Below are 24,696 nucleotides of genomic sequence, written 5' to 3' on the forward strand. Positions count from 1 at the left end.
CTACTGACATGACGCGCGATTGCGAGAATCTGCCACTGGCTCTCTACAGCGCACAGCAAGTGCGTGAGTTGGACGCCAAATTGATTGCCGCCGGAACCCCGGGGTTTGAATTGATGAGTCGCGCGGCGCATGCGATCTGGCGAGTGCTGCGCCGACGCTGGCCAGATGCTGGCGCGATCACTGTCTTGGCCGGTCACGGTAACAATGGTGGCGACGGTTACCTGATCGCGGCGTTGGCGTTGCGCAGTGGCTGGCAGGTGTCGGTGTTGGCGGTGGGCGATGCCAGCCAATTGCAGGGCGATGCCGCACTGGCACGCGATGAAGCAGTTGCGGCTGGCGTTCGCATCGAGCCGTGGTCGGCGCAATCGGCGCTACGTGGCGTCGTGGTCGATGCCATGCTCGGCACCGGCTTGCGTGACAACGTGCGTGCGCCTTATGCCGACGCAATCGCGCAGATTAATCAAGCGCAGTTGCCGGTTTTGGCGGTGGATCTGCCTTCCGGCGTGAGCGCAGACACCGGGCAGGTTCTGGGCTGTGCGGTGCGCGCAGATGTAAGCGTGACGTTGATCGGCCTCAAGCTGGGCTTGCTCACCGGCGCGGCGCTGGATTGTGTGGGTGAGTTGTTGTTCGATGACTTGCAGGCCGATGAACGCATTGTGGCGGCGCATCCGGCGCGAGCGCAGCGGCTGGCAGCGAACAACGTGCCGCTGTTGGGCGCGCGGCCGAAGAATGTGCATAAAGGTCAGTTGGGCCATGTGCTGGTGCTGGGCGGTGATCGCGGCTTTGCCGGCGCCGCATTACTGGCCGCGCAGTCGGCCTTGCGCTCGGGCGCGGGGCTGGTTTCGCTGGCAACCCGTAGCGAGCATGTCTCGCCGGCTCAGGCGCGGATTCCAGAGGTGATGACGCTGGGCGTAGCATCCGCCAATCAATTGATGGCACTGGTCAAGCAGGCCAGCGTGATGGTCGTTGGGCCAGGCTTGGGGCAAAGCGCCTGGAGTCGCAGCATGCTCTCGCTTGCCGCGAGTGGCCCGGATGCTCAGGTTTGGGATGCAGATGCACTAAATATGCTCGCAACAGGCAGCGTCAAACTGCCTGCCGGGGCGATAATAACCCCGCATCCGGGTGAGGCCGCACGCCTGTTGGGTGTCAGCATCGGCGAGGTTCAGGCGGATCGCGCGAAGGCCACGCAGGCTTTGGCCAAACGCTTTGCTTGTGTCTGTGTGCTCAAGGGCGCCGGAACACTGATCGGTGCGGCGGATGGTCGCTTGCGGGTGTGTGATCGCGGTCATCCGGTGATGGCAGGTGCAGGCCTTGGTGATGTGCTTGCCGGTTTGACAGGGGCACTGCTCGCGCAGGGACTGGCGCCCTTTGAGGCGGCGAGTTTGGCGGTGTGGTTGCATGCGTGTGCGGGTGAGATGTTGGCTGTAGAGGGGCGCGGTCTGGCTGCCAGTGATTTGTGCGCAGCCATTCGTCAGTTAATGCAGGAGCTTTCAGGTGTCTGATTTCGAGTTGTTTGCCGCCGATGAAGAGGCAATGCTGGCGCTGGGTGCGCGCATTGCCGAAGTCACTCAGGGTGTCGGCATCATTTATTTGCACGGCGATCTCGGGGCGGGCAAAACCACCTTGTCACGCGGGATAATCCGCGGCTTTGGCCACGCCGGGGCGGTGAAGAGCCCGACCTTCACGTTGGTCGAACCTTATGTAATTGGTAAGTTGCAGGCCTATCACTTTGATTTGTATAGGTTGGTCGATCCAGAAGAGCTAGAGTATTTAGGTATCCGCGATTACTTCGCTGGCGATGCTTTATGCCTGGTTGAGTGGCCGCAAAGAGGCGCCGGCGTTTTGCCAAAGGCCGACATGGACATTACCATTACACCCCAAGGTGCAGGGCGTCTCTTACAAATGCACGCGAAAAGTGCACGTGGCAAATCCTGGTGTGCCGCATTGGCCATCGGAGTGAAATCATAAAATGGGGTTGGCTATGCGCATAGGCGCGCGTTTTATTGCAGTTGGGGTGGTGTTGGCGGTTATGGCCGCTGAGGCTTTTGCCGCTTCGGATGTACGCAGCGTGCGATTGTGGCGAGCCCCCGACAACACCCGTCTGGTGTTCGACCTGTCCGGCCCGGTGAAGCACAGTGTCTTTACCCTGACGGCGCCCAATCGCATTGTTATCGACATCAATGGCGCCAAGTTGGCCACCAACTTCAAATCGCTTGCACTTAAAGGCACGCCGATTACCTCGGTGCGTTCTGCCCAGCGCTCGGCCGATGACTTGCGCGTGGTGATTGACCTTTCAACTGTCGTGACCCCGAAGAGCTTCACGCTGGCGCCTAACCAGCAATATGGTGATCGTCTGGTTGTCGACCTGTTCGATCAGGGCGCCGACACGCCTTCAGCATTGCCTTCGACTCAGGTTGCGAGCACGCCGACCGTTCCTGTCACCCCAACCCAGGCGCCGCCCAAGATCGTGCCCGCGCCAAGTGGTAAGCGCGACATTGTGATCGCGATTGATGCGGGCCACGGCGGTGAAGACCCGGGCGCGCTGTCGCCGGTTAAAGGCAAGGTCGAGAAACAAGTCACGCTGATGATCGCCAAGGAATTGCAGCGCCAGATCAATGCGGAAAAAGGTTTTCGTGGCGAGCTGGTGCGTACCGGTGACTACTTCATTCCGCTGCGCCGGCGTACTGAAATTGCCCGCAAGAAGGGCGCCGACCTGTTCGTTTCGATCCATGCCGACGCGGCCCCGCGTCGCTCTGCGTTTGGCGCCTCGGTGTATGCGCTCTCTGATCGCGGCGCCACCTCGGAGACTGCACGCTGGCTGGCCGATGCCGAAAACCAGTCCGACCTGATCGGTGGCGCGGGTAACGTCAGCCTGGATGATAAGGACCGCATGCTTGCAGGCGTATTGCTTGACCTGTCGATGACGGCGTCTCTTTCGTCGAGCCTGAACGTCGGCCAGAAAGTCCTCAGCAACATCGGCCAGATCACCCCGCTGCACAAGCGTCGGGTCGAGCAGGCCGGCTTCATGGTGTTGAAGTCGCCGGATATTCCGTCGATTCTGGTCGAGACCGGGTTTATCTCTAACCCGAATGAGGCCAACAAGCTGTTCTCATCCAAGCATCAGCAATCGTTGGCACGCTCGATTACTTCGGGTGTGAAGCAGTTCTTCCAGCAAAACCCGCCACCCGGCAGTTACATTGCCTGGCAGCGTGACAATGGCAAGATTGCGCCAAGCGCACGCGAACATCGGGTGAGTTCCGGCGAGAGCCTGGCGATGATTGCCGAGCGCTACCAGATCAGCCTGGCAGCCTTGAAGAGTGCCAACTCCCTGAGTTCGAATGTGATCAAGGTCGGTCAGACCCTGCACATTCCGGCGACTTCGTTGGCGTCACAGCCATGAGTGACGCAGCACGCATCCAGCTGCTGAGTCCGCGGCTGGCGAACCAGATTGCCGCCGGTGAAGTGGTTGAGCGTCCGGCTTCGGTGATCAAGGAGTTGCTCGAAAACAGCCTCGACTCGGGTGCCAAACGCATTGATGTCGATGTCGAGCAGGGCGGCGTCAAGCTGCTGCGGGTGCGTGATGATGGCAGTGGAATTGCCGAAGACGACCTGCCGCTGGCGCTGGCGCGTCACGCCACCAGCAAGATCCGCGAGCTTGAAGACCTTGAACAAGTCATGAGTCTGGGCTTTCGCGGTGAAGCGCTGGCCTCGATCAGTTCCGTATCACGCCTGACCATGACATCGCGCACCGCCGAGGCCGAGCAAGCCTGGCAGGTTGAAACCGAAGGCCGCGACATGCAGCCGCGTGTGCAGCCAGCAGCGCATCCGGTTGGCACTTCGGTTGAGGTTCGCGACCTGTTCTTCAATACGCCTGCGCGGCGCAAGTTTCTGCGCACTGAAAAAACCGAATTCGATCATCTGCAAGAAGTCATCAAGCGCCTGGCATTGGCTCGTTTTGATGTCGCGTTTCATCTGCGTCACAACGGTAAAACCGTGCTTTCGCTGCATGAAGCCAATGATCAAACCAGCCGTGGGCGGCGCGTGGCGTCAGTCTGTGGTCCGGCATTCCTTGAGCAGGCGCTGCCTATTGAGATTGAACGCAATGGCCTGCATTTGTGGGGCTGGGTGGGCTTGCCGACCTTCTCGCGCAGTCAGGCTGACCTGCAATACTTCTACGTGAACGGCCGTACGGTGCGCGACAAGCTGGTGGCGCATGCAGTACGTCAGGCTTACCGCGATGTGCTGTTCAACGGCCGTCACCCGACATTTGTGCTGTTCCTCGAAGTCGATCCGGCTGTGGTTGACGTCAACGTGCACCCGACCAAACACGAAGTGCGCTTCCGTGACGGGCGCATGGTTCATGATTTCCTCTACGGCACGCTGCACCGTGCGCTCGGCGAAGTTCGTCCCGAAGACCAACTGGCAGCGCCCGCTGCGGTCGAGCAGATGGTGCGCCCGACTGGCGCGGCCGCCGGCGAATTTGGCCCGCAAGGTGAAATCGGCCTGGCCGCGAGCACGCTTGAAACACAGCCGGCAACCAATGTCTGGCGCTCGCCGGGCGCTGGCTATCAGCAATATTCGGGTGGCTCTCCCGCCGCGGCCGTTCCGGCTGCCGAGGCGCAGAGTGCCTATCGCGAGTTTTTCGCGCCGATGCCGTCATCCCCGGCAATGGGTTTGCCTGCCGAGCAGGGCGACGTGCCGCCGTTGGGCTATGCCATTGCGCAGCTCAAAGGCGTGTATATCCTCGCTGAAAACGTGCAGGGCATGGTGTTGGTGGATATGCATGCGGCGCATGAGCGCATCACCTATGAGCGGCTGAAAGTCGCGATGGCCAGCGAAGGGCTGCGCGGGCAGCCGTTGCTGGTGCCGGAGTCGATTGCCCTGAGCCAGCGCGAAGCCGATTGCGCAGAAGAGCATGCCGACTGGTTCCAGCGGCTGGGTTTCGAGTTGCAGCGCCTGGGCCCGGAAACACTGGCTATCCGTCAGATTCCGGCCTTGCTCAAGCAGGCTGAAGCCACACGGCTGGTGCATGATGTACTGGCGGATTTGCTCGAATACGGCACCAGTGACCGGATTCAGGCGCATCTCAACGAGTTGCTCGGCACCATGGCGTGTCACGGCTCGGTTCGCGCTAATCGCCGCCTGACGCTGCCGGAAATGAACGCCTTGCTGCGTGACATGGAACATACTGAGCGCAGCGGTCAATGCAACCATGGTCGTCCTACATGGACGCAGCTGGCCATGGATGATTTGGATAAGCTGTTCCTGCGCGGTCGTTGATCGCGCCCGGCACCTCGCCGACTTTTAAGAGACCTTATAAACATGTCTGAGCGCTTGCCGCCGGCAATTTTCCTGATGGGCCCGACAGCTGCCGGTAAAACCGACCTGGCGCTGGAGCTTGCCCGCGTATTGCCGTGTGACTTGATCAGTGTCGACTCGGCGCTGATCTACCGCGACATGGACATAGGCACCGCCAAGCCGGACAAAGCCACGCTGGCCGAGTTTCCGCACCGGCTGATTGATATCCGTGACCCGGCAGAAAGCTACTCGGCGGCCGAGTTTCGCAGCGATGCGCTGGCCGAAATGGCTGAAATCACCGCGCGTGGACGGATTCCGTTGCTGGTCGGCGGAACAATGCTTTATTACAAGGCATTGCGTGAAGGGCTGGCCGACATGCCGGCTGCTGATGCCGAGGTTCGCGCCGTGCTTGAGCAGCAGGCTCAGGAGCAAGGGCTGGAGTCGCTGCATGCCGAGCTGCAGGCAGTTGATCCCGAGTCCGCTGCGCGGATTCACCCGAATGACCCGCAGCGCTTGATTCGGGCGCTGGAGGTGTATCGGGTGAGCGGTCTCAGCATGACCGAACATCGGCAACGCCAGGCGCAACATAATATTGATTCGAGCACGACCGCAGGCCACGGTTTCCCCTATACTGTGGCCAATATTGCCATTGCGCCAGCTGAACGAAGTGTGTTGCACGCCCGTATCGAGCAACGATTTGTGCAGATGCTGGAACAGGGGCTGATTGATGAGGTCGAACGGCTGCATCAGAGAAGTGACCTGCACGCCGGTTTACCGTCTATACGTGCAGTGGGGTATCGCCAGGTTTGGGAATACCTTGATGGCACTGCTACAAAAGAAGAAATGCAGAAACGCGGGATTGTTGCGACTCGCCAGTTGGCCAAGCGACAGTTCACCTGGCTGAGAAGCTGGGAGAATCTGCACTGGCTCGACAGTTTATCTTGCGACAATCTGTCACGTGCCTTGAAATATCTGGCTTCGGTCTCCATATTGAAATGAGATCCTGCCGATAGCCGTCTATCCTTGGGGGTATGGCGACTCCAGCTATTTATTGCTTACTTAAATTATTTGAAATTATCCCAAAAGGAGTGCGGCACATGTCAAAAGGGCATTCGCTACAAGACCCTTACCTGAACACCCTGCGTAAGGAACGCGTACCCGTTTCCATTTACCTGGTAAACGGCATCAAACTTCAGGGACAGATCGAATCTTTCGACCAGTTCGTGATTTTGCTGAAAAACACTGTCAGCCAGATGGTCTACAAGCACGCAATTTCGACTGTTGTGCCAAGCCGTCCTGTTCGTCTGCCAACTGCTAGCGAAACCGAAGCAGCTGAAGCAGAGCCTGGCAACGCCTGATATAGGGGGCTGTATTGTTCTTCGAGCGTCATGAAGGTGGTGAGCGGGCAATCCTTGTGCATCTGGATAGCCAAGACTCAGAGGCGCGTGAAGATCCGCAGGAGTTTCAGGAGCTCGCGATGTCAGCGGGCGCTGATGCGGTGGCCTTCCTCAGTGTGCCAAGCGGTCGGCTGACCGCAAAATACTTGATTGGTAGCGGTAAAGTTGAAGAGTTGCGTGACCAGGTCAAAGCCCATGAGGCGGACCTGGTTATCTTCAATCACATTCTTACGCCCAGTCAGGAACGTAACCTTGAGCGTGTTTTTGAGTGTCGGGTGCTGGATCGTACCGGCCTGATTCTCGATATCTTCGCGCAGCGCGCGCGCACACACGAAGGCAAGTTGCAGGTTGAGCTGGCACAGCTCGATCATATGAGCACGCGTCTGGTTCGTGGCTGGACTCACCTTGAGCGGCAGAAAGGCGGTATTGGTCTGCGCGGCCCGGGTGAAACCCAGCTGGAAACAGACCGCCGCCTGCTGCGCGTTCGTATTCGCCAGATCAAGCAAAAACTTACCAAAGTGCGCAGCCAGCGAGATCAGGCGCGGCGCGGGCGTAAGCGTGCCGATATTCCTTCGGTTTCACTGGTGGGCTACACCAACGCCGGCAAATCGACCCTGTTCAATGCGCTGACCGAATCTGAGGTCTACGCTGCAGACCAGTTGTTTGCAACACTCGACCCAACGCTGCGGCGTCTCGATCTTGAAGATCTGGGGCCGATTGTGTTGGCCGATACCGTGGGTTTTATTCGCCACTTGCCGCACAAGTTGGTCGAGGCATTTCGCGCTACTCTGGAAGAATCGAGCAATTCCGATTTGCTGCTGCATGTAATCGACTCTCACGAGCCGGAACGCATGGCGCAGGTTGAGCAGGTAATGCACGTGCTGGGCGAAATTGGCGCGCAGGAATTGCCGATACTCGAGGTCTACAACAAGCTCGATTTGCTCGAAGGTGTAGAGCCGCAGATTCAGCGTGGCGAAGACGGTAAACCCCAGCGGGTCTGGTTGTCGGCGCGTGATGGCCGCGGTTTGCCGCTGTTGAAACAGGCCATTGCCGAGCTGCTGGGTGATGATTTATTTGTCGGAACCTTGCAACTGCCGTTCAAATTGGCCAGTTTACGTGCCCAGTTCTTTGCTTTGGGGGTTGTACAGAGTGAAGCGCATGCGGAAGATGGCAGCAGTTTGTTGGCTGTTCGCGTACCGCGTACAGAGCTGAATCGATTAGTAAGTCGGGCGGGTTTGCAACCTGTCGAATTTATTGAGCAACACACTTTGCAATAAAGCCCGTGTTACTAAATATGCCGATTAGGGCGGGCATTCGATAGCATTGGCAGGCGCGCCGCTTGGCGCGTATTCGCTTTATCAGATGGAGAGCGCTATGGCTTGGAATGAGCCGGGTGGCAACGGGAATAATCAGGACCCATGGGGTGGTCGTCGTAATAACGGCGGCGATCGTAAAGGGCCGCCAGATCTCGACGAAGCCTTCCGCAAGCTGCAAGAGAGCCTGAACGGGCTTTTTGGCGGCAATAAGAATCGTGGCAATGACAATGACAGCGGCGGCAGTAAAGGCGGTGGCGGCTTCGGCTTGCTGCTGGGCGGCCTGGCTGTGCTTGCAGCCATTTGGTTGTACAGCGCGATCTATGTTGTCGACGAACAAGAACAGGCAGTGGTACTGCGTTTCGGTAAGTATTACGAAACCGTAGGGCCGGGCCTGAATATCTATTTCCCGCCGATTGATCGCAAGTTTCAGGAAAACGTCACCCGTGAGCGTGCTTACAGCAAGCAGGGTCAGATGTTGACTGAGGACGAGAACATCATCGAAGTGCCGCTCACCGTGCAGTACAAAATCAGCAACCTGCAGGATTTTGTGTTGAACGTTGATCAGCCGGAAATCAGCTTGCAGCACGCAACTGACAGTGCGGTCCGCCACGTAGTGGGTTCGACCGAGATGGATCAGGTGCTGACCGAAGGTCGTGAGCTGATGGCCAGCGAAGTCAAGGAGCGCCTGCAGCGTTTCCTCGATACCTACAAGACCGGTATCGTCGTGACGACTGTCAACTTGCAGAGCGCCGCAGCGCCGCGTGAAGTTCAGGAAGCATTCGATGACGTGATTCGTGCGCGTGAAGACGAGCAGCGCGAAAAGAACAAGGCTGAGACTTACGCCAACGGCGTCGTGCCGGAAGCGCGTGGTCAGGCTCAGCGTCTGATCGAAGATGCCAGCGGTTACCGTGACGAAGTGGTTTCCCGCGCTCAGGGTGAGGCGGATCGTTTCACTGCGTTGGTAGCGGAATATCGCAAGGCGCCGGAAGTGACGCGTGAGCGTCTGTATCTGGACACCATGCAGGAAGTCATGAGTAACACCAGCAAGGTCATGGTCACCGGTGACAAGGGCCAGAACAATCTGCTCTATCTGCCGCTGGACAAAATGATTGATGGTCGCAGTGGTGCGGCTGCCAGTTCAATTTCCGGCAGCAGCAACGATGCAAGCACAAGCTCGGTAAGGCCGCCACAGATGCCTGAAGTGCGCACTAGGGAGAGCCGCTGATGAGTAATAAATCACTGGTTGGCCTGATTGTGGCTGTGGTTCTGGCGCTGGTTGCCTGGAACAGCTTCTACATCGTCGCCCAAACCGAGCGCGCAGTGCTCCTGCAATTCGGTCGTATCGTTGAGCCAGACGTTAAGCCCGGCCTGCATGTGAAGATTCCTTACGTTAACCAGGTGCGTATTTTTGATGCGCGTCTGATGACCCTGGATTCCTCCAGCTCGCGTTTCCTGACCCTGGAAAAGAAAGCGCTGATGGTTGATGCGTACGCCAAGTGGCGTGTGCTGGATGCCGAGCGTTTCTATACCGCGACCTCTGGCGTCAAGCAGATCGCCGATGAGCGTCTGTCGCGTCGTCTTGAAGCATCGCTGCGTGACCAGTTCGGTAAGCGCACGCTGCACGAGTCGGTGTCGGGTGAGCGTGACGCGCTGATGGCTGACGTAACGGCATCGCTGAACAGAGCGGCGCAGAAAGAGTTGGGCATCGAAGTGGTTGACGTGCGGGTCAAAGGTATCGACCTGCCGAAAGAAGTTAACCGTAGCGTGTTCGACCGGATGGGTTCCGAGCGTGAGCGTGAAGCCCGTGAGCACCGCGCTAAAGGTAAGGAATTGGCCGAAGGTATTCGTGCCGACGCCGATCGTCAGAAGCGCGTACTGCTGGCAGAAGCCTATCGTCAAGCTGAAGAGCTGCGCGGTGAAGGTGACGCCCAGGCTGCTGCGATTTACGCCAAGGCCTACGGTCAGGACCAGGAGTTCTATTCGTTCTATCGCAGCCTTCGCGCCTACCGCGAAAGCTTTGCTGATAAGCGCGATGTGATGGTGCTTGATCCAAGCAGTGACTTCTTCCGTTATCTGGAAAAGTCCAAGCCGTAAGACTGATCCCCGAAGCATGCAATGCGTGCTTCGGGGTGACCGTTGTTGAAAACGTGGTATGATGCAGCAGCCGGGAAAATCCCGGCTTTTTTGCGTCTGTGGGAATCATGTGGCAGGAAATAGGCATAGCGTTGTGTTTTGTGCTGGTGCTAGAAGGCATCCTGCCCTTCCTCTATCCGCGCGGTTGGCGTGGTGCGGCTGTGCAATTGACTCAGCTGTCGGATCGCAATCTACGTCTCATGGGGCTGGCCAGCATGCTGCTGGGAACAGCGCTCCTTTATCTGCTTCACTAAAGGCTTGTGCCGCCCGGTTCAAGAGGGGAATGGCGAAATGGCGACGGTAGACCGCTGGCTCCTGCCAGATGGCATTGAAGAAGTACTGCCTCCAGAAGCTGCGCGCATCGAAGTGGCGCGGCGTCAGGTGCTGGATCTGTTTCAGCGCTGGGGTTATGAATTCGTAGTAACGCCGCATATCGAGTATCTGGAGTCGCTGTTGACCGGCGCTGGCCAGGATCTCGACCTGCGCACGTTTAAAGTGGTCGATCCGCTTTCGGGTCGGCAAATGGGCTTCCGTGCCGATATCACCCCGCAGGTTGCGCGCATTGATGCGCATACCTTGCGCCGTGAAGGGCCGAGCCGCCTGTGCTACGCCGGTAGTGTGCTGCATGCACAACCGCGTGCGCTGACCACCTCGCGCAGCCCGATCCAGTTGGGCGCAGAGTTGTATGGCGATGCCAGCCCGGCCAGTGATGTCGAGGTCATCAGCTTGCTGGTGAACACCCTTGAGCTGGCTGCAGTGCCGGACGTGCATATGGACCTCGGCCATGTCGGTATCTACCGCGGCCTGGCCCGTGCTGCCAAGTTGTCGGGCGCAGTCGAGCAGCAGCTGTTCGATGCTTTGCAGCGCAAGGCAATGGACGAAATTGCTGCGCTGACCGAAGACTTGCCGGCTCAGCTGAGCAAGATGCTGCGCTCGCTGGCTGAATTGTGCGGTGGTCGTGAAGTGCTGGACCTGGCTCAGGCCTGTCTGGTCGAGGCGCCGGATGATGTGCATGCAGCGCTCGACGAACTGCTGGCGATTGCTGATGCGCTGAGCCTGCGCTATCCGGAATTACCGCTGTACTTTGATCTGGGCGAGCTGCGCGGCTATCACTACCACACCGGTGTAGTGTTTGCCGCGTTCGTGCCGGGCGAAGGTTCGGCCATTGCTCAGGGCGGTCGTTACGATGACATCGGCGCCGACTTCGGTCGCGCCCGCCCGGCGACTGGCTTCTCGACTGACCTGAAAACACTGGTCACCCTGGGTCAGATGCAGCTTGATGAAGTGGAGCCCGGTATCTGGGCTCCGGATAACCATGATGTTTACCTGTGGCAAGCCGTGCAAAAGCTTCGTCAGCAGGGTGCGCGCGTGATTCAGGCGCTGCCCGAGCAGACAATGGCTGATGCACTGGAAGCTGGCTGTGGCAGTCAGCTGCAATTGCTTGATGGACGATGGCAGGTAGTACCGCTGGCGTCATAACCGGCCATACTGATGTGCTGTTCGATCGGCCATCACGATTTGTTATGCCGGATGACTCCGGTAACCAGCTTGCGCTAAGAGGACAAGTGTTATGGGTAAGAATGTCGTAGTCCTGGGCACCCAATGGGGTGATGAGGGCAAGGGTAAGATTGTTGACCTGCTGACTGAGCAGGCTGCTGCTGTTGTGCGCTACCAGGGTGGCCACAACGCGGGCCACACGCTGGTCATCGACGGCGAGAAAACCGTCCTGCACCTGATCCCGTCGGGCATCCTGCGTGATGGCGTGCAGTGCCTCATCGGTAACGGTGTGGTGGTTGCGCCCGACGCGCTGCTGCGCGAAATCAACAAGCTCGAAGAGAAAGGCGTACCAGTGCGTGAGCGCCTGCGCATCAGCCCTTCGTGCCCGCTGATCCTGTCTTATCACGTAGCGCTGGATCAGGCGCGTGAGAAGGCTCGTGGCGACGCCAAGATCGGCACTACCGGTCGCGGCATTGGCCCGGCTTACGAAGACAAAGTGGCCCGTCGCGGTCTGCGCATCGGTGACCTGTTCCACCGTGAGCGTTTTGCCTCCAAGCTCGGCGAGCTGCTCGATTACCATAACTTTGTACTGCAGAATTACTACAAAGAGCCGGCCATCGACTTCCAGAAAACACTCGACGAGTGCATGGAATACGCTGAGCTGCTGAAGCCGATGATGACTGATGTCACAGCTGTGCTGCATGAAATGCGCCGTGACTCGAAAGACATCATGTTTGAAGGCGCTCAGGGTTCTCTGCTGGATATCGACCACGGTACTTATCCGTACGTGACCAGCTCCAACACCACTGCTGGCGGCATCGCCACCGGTTCTGGTTTTGGCCCGATGTACCTCGATTACATTCTGGGTATCACCAAGGCTTACACCACTCGCGTGGGTTCGGGTCCTTTCCCGACTGAGCTGTTCGATGAGACCGGTGCATTCCTCGCCAAGCGTGGCCACGAGTTTGGTGCGACCACCGGCCGTGCCCGTCGTTGCGGCTGGTTCGATGCCGTGATCCTGCGTCGCGCTATCGAAATCAACAGCATCTCGGGCCTGTGCCTGACCAAGCTGGACGTTCTCGACGGCCTGGAAAACATCAACATCTGCGTCGGCTACAAAGACCAGAATGGTGAAGTGCTGGTTGACGCGCCAACTGACGCCGACAGCTACATCGGCCTGCAGCCAGTGTACGAAACCGTGCCGGGCTGGAGCGAGTCGACAGTGGGTGCCAAGTCTCTGGACGAGCTGCCAGCCAACGCACGTGCTTACATCAAGCGTGTTGAAGAGCTGGTGGGTGCGCCGATTGATATCGTATCGACCGGCCCTGACCGCAACGAAACCATCGTTCTGCGTCACCCGTTCGCCTGATAGCCAGGTAGCTGCACCACGAAGGGTCGCCAATGGCGGCCCTTTGTTGTTTCTGAAGCACCATCCCCCGATGGCTTCACCAATCCGGAGGATGGATGGCGGCAACCGCCGCGATCCGTCACGGCAATCCCCTTGTTCACATCACTCGCGCCCCTATCTGCCATGTGGCTGCATCGCATTCCCCGGGACTACGTCTCATCTGCAAAATAAACCTTGGTACGGAGCTTGCCTGCCCTCAATAAATCCCTGAAGTCGCCGTTACAGTCGATACGGTTTATGAGGAGCTGCCCCCGTGTTTGCCATTTCTTCGTTGTTGCGCAGTCGTTTGCTGCGCCCGGTGTTTATTGCGCTGATTCTGGCGTTGTTGGTGCAAGTGTTGGTGGCGGTGCTGTTGACCAGTGCAACGGTGACTTCGCTGGTGGATGAACTGGCTCAGCGCCTGGGTGCGGACAGCCAGCAGCTGTCTACCGAGCTGCAAGAGGCGGGGCGCGAGGTGACTGGCGGCCTTGAGGGCTTGTCGGCGCGCACGCAGGAAAAACTTGCGCAAGGCCTCTCGCAGAAGCTCAGTGGCGAGCAGGAGCAGTTGCGCGGCGTTCTTGAGCGTAACTTGCAGCAGTCGGCCAATGATCTGGCGCAACTGCTGGCGGCGGTGTCGCCAAAAGCTATCTGGGATAACGATGTGCCGGCGCTGACCGAGTTGGTGCGCATGGCGCAGCGCAACCCGAGCGTGTTGTTCGTGGTGTATCTGGATGCGCAGGGCGAGCGCCTGACTCGTCACGTCAATCGCGCTGATCCGCGCATCAAGGCGCTGATTGCCAAAGGCGAGGGGCGCGGCGCGCTGGATAAGTTGATCAATGCGGCCAGCGATGATCCTGGTGTGTATCGCGTCGAAGCGTCGATCAGCCCGATGGGCAGCGAGATCGGCAAGGTCATTCTCGGGGTCTCCACAGCCGGTGTTAGTGATGAGCTGGCGGCGCTGGATCAGCGCTTTGATGACCTGATCGACAGCAGTGGCAAGTTGGTTTCCGAGGGATTGAGCGGTGCGGCCAGCGATAGCAGTGCAGCGTTGTCGGCGCGCTTGAGCAGTGCCCAGCAAGCGGCCAAGAATATGTCGGATAACAGCCGTCAGGCAGTCGAATCCGCCGCGGCCGGCTTGCGCTGGAATATCACGGTCGGTCTGGCGCTGGTCGGGCTGGGTGTATTGCTGCTGTTGGCGGTGGTGTTGGGGCGGCGTGTTGTCAGCAAACTGCATACGCTGATCGCAGCGCTGGACGACTGGGCGGCTGGCGAGGGCGATCTAACGCGTCGGGTGCGGATCAAGGGCGACGACGAAATCGTGGATATGGCGGCTGCGGTTAACCGGTTTGTCGCCAAGTTGCAGCCAATCGTGCGCGAGGCGGGTGAAGTTGCCGTGCGCACCGGTCAGGAAATTCAGGGCTTGGCGCAGCACAGTGCGGCGGCCGAGTCGGCGGCAGGTCGCCAGCGCGATGAGGTCGCGGGCAGTCTGGCGGCCTTGCAACAGATGGCGGTGGAAGCGCAGCATGAAAGCCATTCCATGCAGGAAGCGCAGCAGCGTGTCACCTCTATTCGTCAGGCGACCGAGGATAACGCCGCATTGGCGCGTGACGTGGGTAACTCTATTGCCGAGCTGGTCGAGAGCGTCGGCACGGGTTCGGCGGTTATCGAGAAGCTGGCAAAACAGAGCGAGCAAATCGAAGAGGTGCTGACCGTTATTCACGGCATCGCCGAACAAACCAATCTACTGGCTCTGAATGCTGCAATTGAGGCAGCGCGTGCGGGCGAGACGGGGCGCGGTTTTGCCGTGGTTGCCGATGAAGTCCGGGCGCTGGCCAGCAAGACCCAGCAATCCACCGGCAGTATTCAGGCGCACATCACGGCGTTGCAGCAAGGTGCGCGGGAGGCCGTCAGTGCGATTGGTCAGGCTGGCCGGCATGCCGAGCAAGGGCTTTCAGCCTTGCGCGAAAGCGATCGCTTGCAGCAGGCGGTTCGTGATGCAGTCGAGCAGGTGCATGAGGTAATCAACGCTGCTGCCGTGGCTGCTGAACAACAAGCGCAAGGTGCAAATGCTGTGCGGGGGCGGGTAGAGGTGATTCACACCGAAGCGCGTCGCGCCGAAGAAGTTGTGGCGGCGACAGCCACCAGTGGCCGTGTGCTTGATGGGCTGGCGGCGCAACTGCGTGCAAGCCTGGGGCAGTTCCGGGTCTGAAAAGAATCGGCAACAGGCGTTAGGTTATAGTTGCCGCAGGTGTTCTCAAGGCTGGAAATTTCCTTTCCGGCTTTGAGCGCCTAGACTTAAGAGCGTGAGTGAGCGGATCGGTGCAGGGAATGCCAAATTGCAGGCAATAAAAAACCGAGCGTTTGGCTCGGTTTTTTTGAATTGGTGCCCAGGAGAAGACTCGAACTTCCACGACCGTAAGGTCACCAGCACCTGAAGCTGGCGTGTCTACCAATTTCACCACCTGGGCATTGATTGCAATGATCGCTCATTTACTATCAACTACAACTACGTTTGCCGTCGTTGTGGCGCGCATAATACGGATCAGGTTTTTACTTGTAAAGCCCTAGAGTAAATTTTTTTTATTGAGCACATCGCGGCTGACCTAGACCCCGTTTTCGCGCTTCAATAGGCACATGGCAAACCGAATTTATATAGAAAAGGTGAAACCCCTCTAATGGCCGATTGGCAATCCCTCGATCCCGAGGCCGCTCGTGAAGCGGAAAAATATGAAAACCCTATCCCAAGTCGGGAGTTGATTCTTTCGCATCTCGCCGAACGTGGCTCGCCTGCGAACCGTGAACAACTGCTCGAAGAGTTCGGGCTGACAACAGATGAGCAGGTAGAAGCCCTGCGTCGCCGGCTGCGCGCTATGGAGCGTGACGGTCAGCTTATTTACACCCGCCGTGGTACGTACGCGCCGGTCGACAAGCTGGATCTGGTATTGGGCCGGATCAGTGGCCACCGTGATGGCTTTGGTTTTCTGGTGCCGGATGACGGCAGCGACGACCTGTTCCTGAGCCCGGCGCAAATGCGCCTAGTGTTTGATGGTGACCGTGCGCTGGCTCGCGTTGCGGGCCTCGACCGTCGTGGTCGTCGTGAAGGCGCCGTGGTCGAAGTGATCTCGCGTGGCCATGAAACCATCGTCGGTCGCTACTACGAAGAGAGCGGCATTGGCTTCGTTATTCCGGATAACCCGAAAATCCAGCAGGAAGTGCTGGTCACTCAGGGCCGCAATGGCGGTGCCAAGCAAGGGCAGTTCGTGCAGGTAACGATCACCCATTGGCCGACTCAGCGCTTCCAGCCGCAGGGTGATGTCACCGAAGTGGTGGGCAATTACATGGCGCCGGGCATGGAAATCGATGTGGCCTTGCGCACCTACGACATTCCGCACGTGTGGCCGGATGCCGTGATCAAGGAAGCCCACAAGCTCAAGCCGGAAGTCGAAGAGAAAGACAAAGAGAAGCGTGTTGATCTGCGCCATCTGCCATTCGTCACGATTGACGGTGAAGATGCCCGTGACTTCGACGACGCTGTGTATTGCGAGAAGAGTGGCGGCAGCTGGCGCTTGTTCTCCGGTGGCTGGAAGCTTTATGTGGCCATCGCCGACGTTTCACATTACGTAAAAGTCGGTTCGGCGTTGGACGCTGAAGCGCAGGTGCGTGGCAACTCGGTGTATTTCCCGGAGCGGGTTATCCCGATGCTGCCGGAAGAGTTGTCCAATGGCCTGTGCTCGCTGAATCCGCATGTCGACCGTTTGGCGATGGTTTGCGAGATGACTATCTCGAAAACCGGCCAGATGACCGATTATCAGTTCTATGAGGCCGTGATTCACTCGCATGCCCGCCTGACCTACAACAAGGTCAGCGCCATGCTTGAACAGCCGAAGAGTACTGAAGGCAAACAGCTGCGCAGCGAGTACAAAGAAGTGCTGCCGGATCTCAAGCAGCTCTATTCGCTGTATCAGGTGCTGTTGTCGGCGCGTCACGAGCGTGGTGCGATTGATTTTGAAACTCAGGAAACCCGGATCATCTTCGGTTCCGGGCGTAAAATTGCCGAAATCCTGCCGACCCAGCGCAACGATGCTCACAAGCTGATTGAGGAGTGCATGCTGGCGGCCAACGTGGCGACGGCTGCGTTCATGCAGAAGCATGAAATTCCTGCGCTGTATCGGGTGCACGATGGCCCGCCGCCAGAGCGGCTGGAAAAGCTCAAGGCATTTCTGGGTGAGCTTGGCTTGTCATTGCAGCGCGGCAAATCCAAGGATGGCCCGTCGCCGAAGGACTATCAGGCGTTGCTTGAAACCATCAAAGACCGTCCGGATTACCACCTGATCCAGACCGTGATGCTGCGTTCGTTGAGCCAGGCGGTGTACAGCGCCGATAATCAGGGTCACTTCGGTCTCAATTACGATGCTTACGCGCACTTTACCTCGCCGATTCGTCGCTACCCGGATCCGTTGATTCACCGCGCGATTCGCAGCGTTATCCGTTCGCGTATCGACACGCCGCACGTCAAGCGTGCCGGTGCGACGAGCATGCCTAAAGCGCGGATTTATCCGTACGACGAGGCCATGCTTGAAGAGTTGGGCGAGCAGTGCTCGATGTCCGAGCGCCGCGCCGATGAAGCGACGCGTGATGTGGTCAACTGGCTCAAGTGCGAGTTCATGAAAGACCGCGTCGGCGAGGTTTTCCCGGGCGTGATTACGGCGGTCACAGGCTTTGGTCTGTTCGTCGAGCTGACCGATATTTATGTCGAAGGTCTGGTGCACGTTACGGCTTTGCCGGGCGATTACTATCACTTCGATCCGGTTCATCACCGTTTGGCCGGCGAGCGCAGCGGACGTAACTTCCGTCTGGGCGATACGGTTGAAGTGCGCGTCATGCGCGTTGATCTCGATGAGCGCAAAATCGACTTCGAAATGTCCGAAGGCGCTGCCAATGCGGCAGTCGGTCGTAAGCGTGGCGATGACGGCCGTGCGCCGCGCAGTTCACGCGGTGATCGCGCCAAGCCGGGTAACACCGATGTGCAAAAAAGCCGCGATGTGAAGAAGGCATTGCTGGCCGAGTCGAAATCTAAGTCGGGCAAGAGCCGTAGCGGCAGCAAAGCCACGCCGGCCAAGTCCGACAGCAAGGCGGCGAAGCCAAGCAAGCACCGCAAGGGGCCGCCAAAGGCCGGTGCGGAAGGCAAGTCTGGCGCGCCGCGTAAACGTAAGGCGAAGTCATGAGTCAACTGGAAAAAATCTACGGCGTGCATGCCGTGGAAGCGTTGTTGCGTCACCATCCCAAGCGCGTCAAGCACGTGTGGCTGGCGGATGGGCGCAGTGATCCGCGCGTGCAAACATTGGTCGAACTGGCCACGCAATCGCGCGTGACCATCGGCCAGTGCGAGCGCCGCGAGATGGACTCCTGGGTCGAGGGCGTGCATCAGGGCGTCGTTGCGGAAGTCAGCCCGAGTCAGGTCTGGGGCGAGGCGATGCTTGAGGAGCTGCTCGATCGTTGCGAAGGCCCACCGCTGTTGCTGGTGCTTGATGGCGTAACCGACCCGCACAACCTTGGCGCTTGCTTGCGCACCGCCGATGCGGCCGGCGCGCTGGCTGTAATCGTCACCAAAGACAAATCGGCAACGCTGACGCCGGTGGTGCGTAAAGTGGCTTGCGGCGCCGCTGAAGTCGTGCCGCTGGTGGCTGTTACCAATTTGGCGCGCAGTCTGGAGAAGCTCCAGCAGCGTGGTCTGTGGGTGGTCGGTACGGCGGGTGAAGCCGAGGTCGAGGTTTATGATCAGGATATGACCGGCCCAACCGTGCTGATCATGGGCGCAGAAGGCAAAGGCATGCGCCGCCTGACGCGTGAGCACTGCGATTATCTGGTCAAGCTGCCGATGGCAGGCAGCGTCAGCAGCCTGAACGTTTCGGTCGCCACCGGCGTGTGTCTCTTCGAGGCATTGCGTCAGCGCCGCAAGCCCAAGTAAGCCTCTCGTCTGCAACTGTGCCAGAGATGGCGCAGTTGCAGCGTTGCTTTCAGGGTTCATTTACAGCCTGTGGGCTGCTCTGAGCTTTACGCATCCGGCGCCTGCAGTGGCCTGCAAGGGTTGGGCGTTATCTTTGGCTGCACTGGCAGTCTGTTGCCTGATTGTTCAAATATTCACCAATTAATCTTGCGTGGAGCAGGGGGCTTCTCTAGAATGTCGGCCCTTGCTGTTGTGGCAGGCGCTTGCGCGCGCCGTTAACTGGCAAGACAAACAAGTGATATTCACTCCTTGCCTGACCGCGTTTGGCGGCAGGCTACAACCCGTAAGGAGCATTTATGCGTCATTACGAAATCATCTTTCTGGTTCACCCGGACCAGAGCGAGCAAGTCGGCGGCATGGTTGAGCGTTACACCAAGCTGATCGAAGAAGACGGCGGCAAAATCCACCGTCTGGAAGATTGGGGCCGTCGTCAGCTGGCTTACGCCATCAACAACGTCCACAAAGCACACTACGTGATGCTGAACGTTGAGTGCACTGGCAAAGCTTTGGCTGAGCTGGAAGACAACTTCCGCTACAACGATGCTGTGATCCGTAACCTTGTCATCCGTCGCGACGAAGCTGTTGTTGAGCAGTCCGAGATGCTGAAGGCCGAAGAAAACCGCAGTGAGCGCCGTGAGCGTCGTGACCGTCCTGAGCATTCTGACAGCAATGACAGCAATGACAGCGACAACAACGACAGCGACAACGCTGACGAGTAATCCACGGATCTATTGAGGAGCCTATCAAATGGCACGTTTCTTCCGTCGTCGTAAATTCTGCCGTTTCACCGCTGAAGACGTGAAAGAGATCGATTTCAAAGATCTCAACACGCTGAAAGCTTACATCTCGGAAACCGGCAAAATCGTTCCTAGCCGTATCACCGGTACTAAGGCTCGTTATCAGCGTCAGCTGGCTACCGCTATCAAGCGCGCCCGCTTCCTGGCCCTGCTGCCCTACACCGACAGCCACGGCCGCTAAGACCGGATGTTCGACAAGTAGTAAGGGATATACGCATGCGTGCCATCGCTGAATTCATTATGCGCGGCCGTGTGCAGGCCACTCTGGTAGTGGTCATTTCGGCGGCATTGCCGCTGTTGTTCTGGTTAAGTGCTGCTGCAGGTTGCCTGGTGCTCCTGCGGCGCGGTTTGAGGGATGCGTTAAGCATTCTGATCTGGGCTTTATTACCGGCCATTGGCTGGTGGTATTTTGGTGAGCCGCGCACCCTTTTGGTGTTGTTCGGTGCATTAGGGCTGGCGTTGTTGTTGCGCGCCAGCGAGTCCTGGAACCGTGTGCTGCTTTGCAGCGTGGCATTGGGCCTGGTGTATGGGTTGGTTCTGGGTGCGCAGTTTCGCGAACCCATCGATGCAATGGCGGGTGAGATCCAAAAGCTCATGCCGCAAATGCTAGATGGGGTCTACCAGCAGATGTCGGTAGACGAGCAAGCTCGCCTGGGTAGCCTGATTGCACCGGTCCTGACCGGATTGATAGCAGCCTTGTTGCAGATAGTCAGCCTGTTAAGCCTGGTTCTTGGGCGTTATTGGCAGGCGTTGCTGTACAACCCGGGTGGTTTTGGGCGCGAGTTTCGCGCACTGAGATTGCCGCCGCCGTTGGCGATGTTGCTACTGGTAGGCATGCTGGTCGGTCCTAATCTGGGCCTGCAACTGGCAATGCTGACACCGTTGTGTAGCGTACCGTTGGCGTTTGCGGGCATCGCCCTGATTCATGGGCTGGTGGCGCAAGGGCGGCTGGCGAAGTTCTGGCTGGTTGGGCTGTACATCACGCTGTTGCTGTTTATGCAGCTGACTTATCCGTTACTCGTGGTCTTGGCCATAGTCGATAGTCTGTTTGATTTTCGTGGTCGTTACGTGCGCAAAAACGGCACTGGCCCCACGAACGGTGAAGGTTAAAAGTTAAGAGGTAAGACCCAAATGGAAGTCATCCTTCTGGAAAAAATCGCCAACCTGGGCAACCTGGGCGACAAAGTGAATGTTAAGGCTGGTTACGGCCGTAACTTCCTGCTGCCGAAAGGCAAAGCAACTGCTGCTACCGCTGCTAACGTTGCTGCTTTTGAAGCACGCCGCGCCGAGCTGGAAAAGCTGGCTGCTGAGAAGAAAGCTTCGGCTGAAGCTCGCGCTGCTCAACTGGGCGAACTGGAAGTCACCATCACCGCTACTGCGGGTGACGAAGGCAAGCTGTTCGGTTCGATCGGTACTCACGACATCGCTGACGCACTGACCGCCTCTGGCGTTGAAGTAGCTAAAGCTGAAGTTCGTCTGCCGAACGGCACTATTCGTCAAGTTGGCGAATACGACGTTGCTGTGCACCTGCACACTGACGTTGAAGCGACTGTTAAGCTGATTGTTGTTGCTGCGTAAGCAGTATGCGACATAGCGGTCTTGCACTTCGGTGCAGGTCTGCTGACAATTAGGCACGTCATTGCGCAAGCGATGTCGTGCCTTTTGTTTTTTATTGCCACTCATTTTTCTCAGAGCTTATGAACGAGATCAGCATTCCCGAGCAATACGACCTGCAAACCTCTGCCCTCAAGGTGCCGCCGCACTCAATCGAGGCTGAGCAGGCTGTGCTTGGCGGCCTGATGCTCGACAACAACGCTTGGGAGCGGGTGCTTGATCAGGTGTCTGATGGCGACTTTTATCGCCACGATCACCGGTTGATCTTCCGTGCAATCTACAAGCTGGCCGAGCGCAATCAGCCGTTTGACGTGGTCACCTTGTCCGAGCAGCTGGATAAAGAAGGCCAGCTCTCGCAAACCGGCGGTTTGGCGTATCTGGGCGAGCTGGCGAAAAACACCCCGTCGGTTGCCAACATCAAGGCTTACGCGCAGATCATCCGTGAGCGCGCCACCTTGCGTCAGCTAATCGGCATTAGCGGCGAGATCGCCGACAGCGCCTACTCACCGGAAGGCCGCACTGGCGAGGAAATCCTCGATGAAGCCGAGCGACTGATTTTCCAGATTGCCGAGGCCCGGCCGAAGACCGGCGGGCCGATGGCGATCAACGATATTCTGGTCAAGGCCATCGACCGCATCGACACCCTGTTCAACAGCGGTGACGACATTACCGGCCTGTCCACAGGCTTTACTGATCTGGATGCACAGACCAGCGGCTTGCAGCCAGCGGATCTGGTGATCGTTGCCGGTCGTCCGTCGATGGGTAAGACCACCTTCGCCATGAACCTCGTCGAGAACGCCGTGTTGCGCAGTGACAAGGCGATCATCGTCTACTCGCTGGAGATGCCATCCGACTCGATCGTTATGCGTATGCTCGCATCGCTGGGGCGCATCGATCAGACCAAGGTGCGTGCCGGGCGTCTCGATGATGACGATTGGCCGCGCCTGACCTCGGCGGTCAACCTGCTCAACGACCGCAAGCTGTTCATCGACGATACCGCCGGTATTTCACCGTCTGAAATGCGCGCGCGCACGCGGCGTCTGGCGCGTGAGCATGGAGAGATCGGCATGATCATGGTCGACTACTTGCAGCTCATGCAGATCCCCGGCTCCAGCAGCGAAAGCCGGGTGAACGAGATTTCTGAAATCTCCCGCTCGCTAAAAGCCTTGGCCAAAGAATTCAACTGCCCGGTGATTGCGCTCTCGCAGCTGAACCGTGGCCTTGAGCAGCGCCCCAACAAACGCCCGATCAACTCCGACTTGCGTGAATCGGGTGCGATCGAGCAGGACGCCGACATCATCATGTTCGTCTACCGCGATGAGGTTTATCACCCCGAAACCGAGTACAAGGGCGTGGCGGAAATCATCATCGGTAAGCAGCGTAACGGTCCAATCGGCACCACGCGCCTGGCTTTCCTCGGCAAATACTCGCGCTTCGAGAACCTTGCGCCGGGCAGCTACCAGTTCGATGACGACTAAGGCGTAGCGGCTCTCAGCGGTTTAAATGCCGCAGCATGATTAAAACAGGCGTTCAGTGGTTAAACTGAGCGCCTGTTTTGTTTGAGGATGCCGTATTCATGCGCCCGCTCGTCGCCACCATCAATCTGTCTGCCATCCGCCACAACTATGCCGTTGCCAAGCGCTGTGCGCCGGGCCGCGAAGCATTTGCCGTGGTCAAAGCCAATGCTTACGGGCATGGCGTGCGCGAAGTGGTGACTGCGCTGCATGACGAGGCCGATGGATTCGCCGTGGCCTGTCTTGAGGAGGCCTGTGAGGTTCGGGCGCTGCATGCAAACGCCCGGGTGTTGCTGCTTGAGGGCTGTTTTGAGGCTGTCGAGTTGCAGTTGGCGGCGCAGCTGCGCCTTGATGTCGTGGTGCAAAGCCAGCGTCAGGTTGATCAACTATTGGCGTTGGACATCGAGCAGCCGCTGAATGTGTGGATGAAGCTCGACAGCGGCATGCATCGGCTGGGCTTTGATGATCATCTGCTGCGAGAAAACCATGCCCGGCTGCAAGGCGCGAAGCAGGTTGGCGAACTGAACCTGATGAGCCATTTTGCCTGTGCAGATGAGCGCGGGCATACACTGACTGAAGATCAGCTCGAACGTTTTCTTGAGGTGCTGGATCTGGATTTTGATCAGCGCTCACTGGCTAACTCGGCGGCGATTCTGACCATCCCCGCGGCGCATATGGATTGGTTGCGGCCGGGGATCATGTTGTATGGCGCCACACCGTTTGCTGATCTCGGCGCGGCTGAGCTTGGCCTTAAACCGGCGATGCAACTGGATGCCGAGCTGATTGCGATTCGTACCGTCGAGGTGGGTGAGACCGTGGGGTACGGCGCTGGCTGGGAGGCGCTGCGGGTGAGCCGGATTGGTACGGTGAGTTGCGGTTATGCGGATGGTTATCCGCGTCATGCACCGGCGGGTACGCCGTTGGTTGTTCGCGGGCAGCGTGTGCCGTTGGTGGGGCGTGTGTCGATGGACATGCTTACGGTTGATCTGACTGATTTGCCGCAAGCCGAGGTCGGCGATGCGGTGCAGCTTTGGGGCGAGCAGTTGCCCGTTGATGAGGTCGCCAGTGCGGCGGGGACGATTGGTTATGAGTTGTTGACCAAGGTGACCGCGCGGGTGCCGCGGCGGTATGTGCAGGAGGATTGAGGTTGGGGTAAGGCACGGAGTCTAATCTCCGTGATTTGCTGTGTATCGGGTTATGCATTCCACCGACGTAATGCCATGACGGATTACGCCGCATTGCGGCTAATCCATCCTCCGTGAACCGCGCGACCTGGAGGTCGGATTCCGCATCGCGGCTTCCGACATGGCGGATGGCCTGCTGTGCGCGGTCTGCTCTTGATTGGATTTTGGATTTTGGTTTTTTGAACGCTGGCGCTAAGCCTGAATTTGTAGAGTATCCGGAACTGAGTGTGTAAATCCCTTTTCAGTCTAGCGTAACATAAAGCCTGTAAAGCGGAATTGCATGTGTAATTATAGCATCTTACAATTCTTCTCATAAACCGGAACTGAGTGTGGAGCCTCCTCATGTGCTAGCTCACCCGGCACCCATAAGTACTGGATTTCAGGACGGATCTGGAGCGTAGCGTCAGGCTCTGTGATTGCCTAGAAGCACGATAAATAAGGAACGTACGATGCCATCAGTTTTATCCCAGATCCTTGCCAGCTTCCGCGAGAAAGCACTGTCCGAACGTGACAAGGGCACTGACTTCGAGCACCTGTCATTGGTGTATCTGC

Annotated in this window: 20 protein-coding genes, 1 tRNA gene and 2 pseudogenes; 22 read left to right on the forward strand and 1 reads right to left on the reverse strand. The window is 58.3% G+C overall.

What is annotated here, in order from left to right; genetic code table 11:
- Positions 1-8: 8 nt before the first annotated feature.
- From BM395_RS07790 to BM395_RS23835, 14 genes and pseudogenes are all read left to right on the forward strand, one after another.
- Entirely contained in the window at positions 9-1,502 is a 1,494-nt protein-coding gene (locus BM395_RS07790) for an NAD(P)H-hydrate dehydratase (RefSeq protein WP_090510345.1), read from the forward strand.
- Positions 1,495-1,968: a tRNA (adenosine(37)-N6)-threonylcarbamoyltransferase complex ATPase subunit type 1 TsaE gene (tsaE, locus tag BM395_RS07795; protein WP_090510348.1), complete on the forward strand. Its 474-nt coding sequence runs from the start codon at positions 1,495-1,497 to the stop codon at positions 1,966-1,968. The genes BM395_RS07790 and tsaE overlap by 8 nt, the downstream gene beginning before the upstream one ends.
- Before the next feature lie 13 nt (positions 1,969-1,981).
- A complete protein-coding gene (locus tag BM395_RS07800) occupies positions 1,982-3,400 on the forward strand; it encodes an N-acetylmuramoyl-L-alanine amidase (protein WP_090510379.1) in 1,419 nt (472 codons plus the stop codon).
- Positions 3,397-5,280, forward strand: coding sequence for a DNA mismatch repair endonuclease MutL (gene mutL / locus BM395_RS07805; RefSeq protein ID WP_090510351.1), 1,884 nt, complete (start codon positions 3,397-3,399; stop codon positions 5,278-5,280). Before BM395_RS07800 ends, mutL begins: the two co-directional genes overlap by 4 nt.
- 42 nt (positions 5,281-5,322) lie before the next feature.
- Entirely contained in the window at positions 5,323-6,297 is a 975-nt protein-coding gene (gene miaA, locus BM395_RS07810; protein ID WP_090510354.1) for a tRNA (adenosine(37)-N6)-dimethylallyltransferase MiaA, read from the forward strand.
- A gap of 98 nt (positions 6,298-6,395) precedes the next feature.
- Positions 6,396-6,656 carry an RNA chaperone Hfq gene (gene hfq / locus BM395_RS07815; RefSeq protein WP_069898282.1) on the forward strand — a complete coding sequence of 87 codons (261 nt, stop codon included), beginning with the start codon at positions 6,396-6,398 and terminating at the stop codon, positions 6,654-6,656.
- A gap of 14 nt (positions 6,657-6,670) precedes the next feature.
- The gene (gene hflX / locus BM395_RS07820; RefSeq protein ID WP_069898281.1) at positions 6,671-7,972 is read left to right on the forward strand and encodes a ribosome rescue GTPase HflX; all 1,302 of its coding nucleotides are present in this window, start codon (positions 6,671-6,673) and stop codon (positions 7,970-7,972) included.
- A gap of 97 nt (positions 7,973-8,069) precedes the next feature.
- Entirely contained in the window at positions 8,070-9,236 is a 1,167-nt protein-coding gene (gene hflK, locus BM395_RS07825; protein WP_069898280.1) for an FtsH protease activity modulator HflK, read from the forward strand.
- Positions 9,236-10,105: a protease modulator HflC gene (gene hflC / locus BM395_RS07830; protein ID WP_069898279.1), complete on the forward strand. Its 870-nt coding sequence runs from the start codon at positions 9,236-9,238 to the stop codon at positions 10,103-10,105. Before hflK ends, hflC begins: the two co-directional genes overlap by 1 nt.
- 107 nt (positions 10,106-10,212) lie before the next feature.
- The gene (locus BM395_RS07835) at positions 10,213-10,398 is read left to right on the forward strand and encodes a DUF2065 domain-containing protein (RefSeq protein WP_069898278.1); all 186 of its coding nucleotides are present in this window, start codon (positions 10,213-10,215) and stop codon (positions 10,396-10,398) included.
- Between the two features lie 37 nt (positions 10,399-10,435).
- Complete coding sequence (locus tag BM395_RS07840; protein ID WP_069898277.1) at positions 10,436-11,623, forward strand: ATP phosphoribosyltransferase regulatory subunit; 1,188 nt, start codon at positions 10,436-10,438, stop codon at positions 11,621-11,623.
- A 91-nt stretch (positions 11,624-11,714) separates the two neighbouring features.
- Entirely contained in the window at positions 11,715-13,010 is a 1,296-nt protein-coding gene (locus BM395_RS07845; RefSeq protein ID WP_069898276.1) for an adenylosuccinate synthase, read from the forward strand.
- A 1,108-nt stretch (positions 13,011-14,118) separates the two neighbouring features.
- Positions 14,119-14,379 (forward strand): annotated as a pseudogene (locus BM395_RS23830) (HAMP domain-containing protein); the annotation flags it as partial.
- Positions 14,380-14,742: 363 nt separating this feature from the next.
- Positions 14,743-15,237 (forward strand): annotated as a pseudogene (locus BM395_RS23835) (methyl-accepting chemotaxis protein); the annotation flags it as partial.
- Between the two features lie 172 nt (positions 15,238-15,409).
- Here the strand turns inward: BM395_RS23835 and BM395_RS07855 are convergent.
- Positions 15,410-15,496 (reverse strand) — tRNA-Leu (locus BM395_RS07855).
- 207 nt (positions 15,497-15,703) lie between these two features.
- On the opposite strand from BM395_RS07855, the gene rnr reads away from it, so the two are divergent.
- The 8 genes from rnr to alr all read left to right on the forward strand — a co-directional run bounded on the left by rnr (position 15,704) and on the right by alr (position 24,105).
- Positions 15,704-18,253 carry a ribonuclease R gene (gene rnr, locus BM395_RS07860; protein ID WP_090510359.1) on the forward strand — a complete coding sequence of 850 codons (2,550 nt, stop codon included), beginning with the start codon at positions 15,704-15,706 and terminating at the stop codon, positions 18,251-18,253.
- Entirely contained in the window at positions 18,250-18,996 is a 747-nt protein-coding gene (gene rlmB, locus BM395_RS07865; RefSeq protein ID WP_069898273.1) for a 23S rRNA (guanosine(2251)-2'-O)-methyltransferase RlmB, read from the forward strand. Before rnr ends, rlmB begins: the two co-directional genes overlap by 4 nt.
- 335 nt (positions 18,997-19,331) lie before the next feature.
- The gene (rpsF, locus tag BM395_RS07870; protein WP_069898272.1) at positions 19,332-19,754 is read left to right on the forward strand and encodes a 30S ribosomal protein S6; all 423 of its coding nucleotides are present in this window, start codon (positions 19,332-19,334) and stop codon (positions 19,752-19,754) included.
- A 28-nt stretch (positions 19,755-19,782) separates the two neighbouring features.
- Positions 19,783-20,013 carry a 30S ribosomal protein S18 gene (gene rpsR / locus BM395_RS07875; protein WP_003246847.1) on the forward strand — a complete coding sequence of 77 codons (231 nt, stop codon included), beginning with the start codon at positions 19,783-19,785 and terminating at the stop codon, positions 20,011-20,013.
- Positions 20,014-20,048: 35 nt separating this feature from the next.
- A complete protein-coding gene (locus BM395_RS07880) occupies positions 20,049-20,942 on the forward strand; it encodes a YybS family protein (RefSeq protein ID WP_069898271.1) in 894 nt (297 codons plus the stop codon).
- A gap of 21 nt (positions 20,943-20,963) precedes the next feature.
- Entirely contained in the window at positions 20,964-21,410 is a 447-nt protein-coding gene (gene rplI, locus BM395_RS07885) for a 50S ribosomal protein L9 (RefSeq protein WP_069898270.1), read from the forward strand.
- Between the two features lie 119 nt (positions 21,411-21,529).
- Positions 21,530-22,924 (forward strand): replicative DNA helicase, encoded by a 1,395-nt coding sequence (gene dnaB / locus BM395_RS07890; protein WP_069898269.1) that lies wholly within the window; start codon positions 21,530-21,532, stop codon positions 22,922-22,924.
- 98 nt (positions 22,925-23,022) lie between these two features.
- Positions 23,023-24,105 (forward strand): alanine racemase, encoded by a 1,083-nt coding sequence (gene alr, locus BM395_RS07895; protein ID WP_069898559.1) that lies wholly within the window; start codon positions 23,023-23,025, stop codon positions 24,103-24,105.
- Positions 24,106-24,696: the final 591 nt, after the last annotated feature.

Origin of the sequence: Pseudomonas marincola (assembly GCF_900116605.1) — a bacterium.
Lineage (GTDB): Bacteria > Pseudomonadota > Gammaproteobacteria > Pseudomonadales > Pseudomonadaceae > Aquipseudomonas > Aquipseudomonas marincola.

Bases quoted from the DNA above. Each gene is read 5' to 3' on its own strand.
- BM395_RS07790 (WP_090510345.1), top strand. From the start codon at position 9: ATGACGCGCGATTGCGAGAATCTGCCACTGGCTCTCTACAGCGCACAG.
- BM395_RS07800 (WP_090510379.1), top strand. From the start codon at position 1,982: ATGCGCATAGGCGCGCGTTTTATTGCAGTTGGGGTGGTGTTGGCGGTT.
- mutL (WP_090510351.1), top strand. From the start codon at position 3,397: ATGAGTGACGCAGCACGCATCCAGCTGCTGAGTCCGCGGCTGGCGAAC.
- miaA (WP_090510354.1), top strand. From the start codon at position 5,323: ATGTCTGAGCGCTTGCCGCCGGCAATTTTCCTGATGGGCCCGACAGCT.
- hfq (WP_069898282.1), top strand. From the start codon at position 6,396: ATGTCAAAAGGGCATTCGCTACAAGACCCTTACCTGAACACCCTGCGT.
- hflK (WP_069898280.1), top strand. From the start codon at position 8,070: ATGGCTTGGAATGAGCCGGGTGGCAACGGGAATAATCAGGACCCATGG.
- hflC (WP_069898279.1), top strand. From the start codon at position 9,236: ATGAGTAATAAATCACTGGTTGGCCTGATTGTGGCTGTGGTTCTGGCG.
- BM395_RS07835 (WP_069898278.1), top strand. From the start codon at position 10,213: ATGTGGCAGGAAATAGGCATAGCGTTGTGTTTTGTGCTGGTGCTAGAA.
- BM395_RS07840 (WP_069898277.1), top strand. From the start codon at position 10,436: ATGGCGACGGTAGACCGCTGGCTCCTGCCAGATGGCATTGAAGAAGTA.
- BM395_RS07845 (WP_069898276.1), top strand. From the start codon at position 11,715: ATGGGTAAGAATGTCGTAGTCCTGGGCACCCAATGGGGTGATGAGGGC.
- rnr (WP_090510359.1), top strand. From the start codon at position 15,704: ATGGCCGATTGGCAATCCCTCGATCCCGAGGCCGCTCGTGAAGCGGAA.
- rlmB (WP_069898273.1), top strand. From the start codon at position 18,250: ATGAGTCAACTGGAAAAAATCTACGGCGTGCATGCCGTGGAAGCGTTG.
- rpsF (WP_069898272.1), top strand. From the start codon at position 19,332: ATGCGTCATTACGAAATCATCTTTCTGGTTCACCCGGACCAGAGCGAG.
- rpsR (WP_003246847.1), top strand. From the start codon at position 19,783: ATGGCACGTTTCTTCCGTCGTCGTAAATTCTGCCGTTTCACCGCTGAA.
- BM395_RS07880 (WP_069898271.1), top strand. From the start codon at position 20,049: ATGCGTGCCATCGCTGAATTCATTATGCGCGGCCGTGTGCAGGCCACT.
- rplI (WP_069898270.1), top strand. From the start codon at position 20,964: ATGGAAGTCATCCTTCTGGAAAAAATCGCCAACCTGGGCAACCTGGGC.
- dnaB (WP_069898269.1), top strand. From the start codon at position 21,530: ATGAACGAGATCAGCATTCCCGAGCAATACGACCTGCAAACCTCTGCC.
- alr (WP_069898559.1), top strand. From the start codon at position 23,023: ATGCGCCCGCTCGTCGCCACCATCAATCTGTCTGCCATCCGCCACAAC.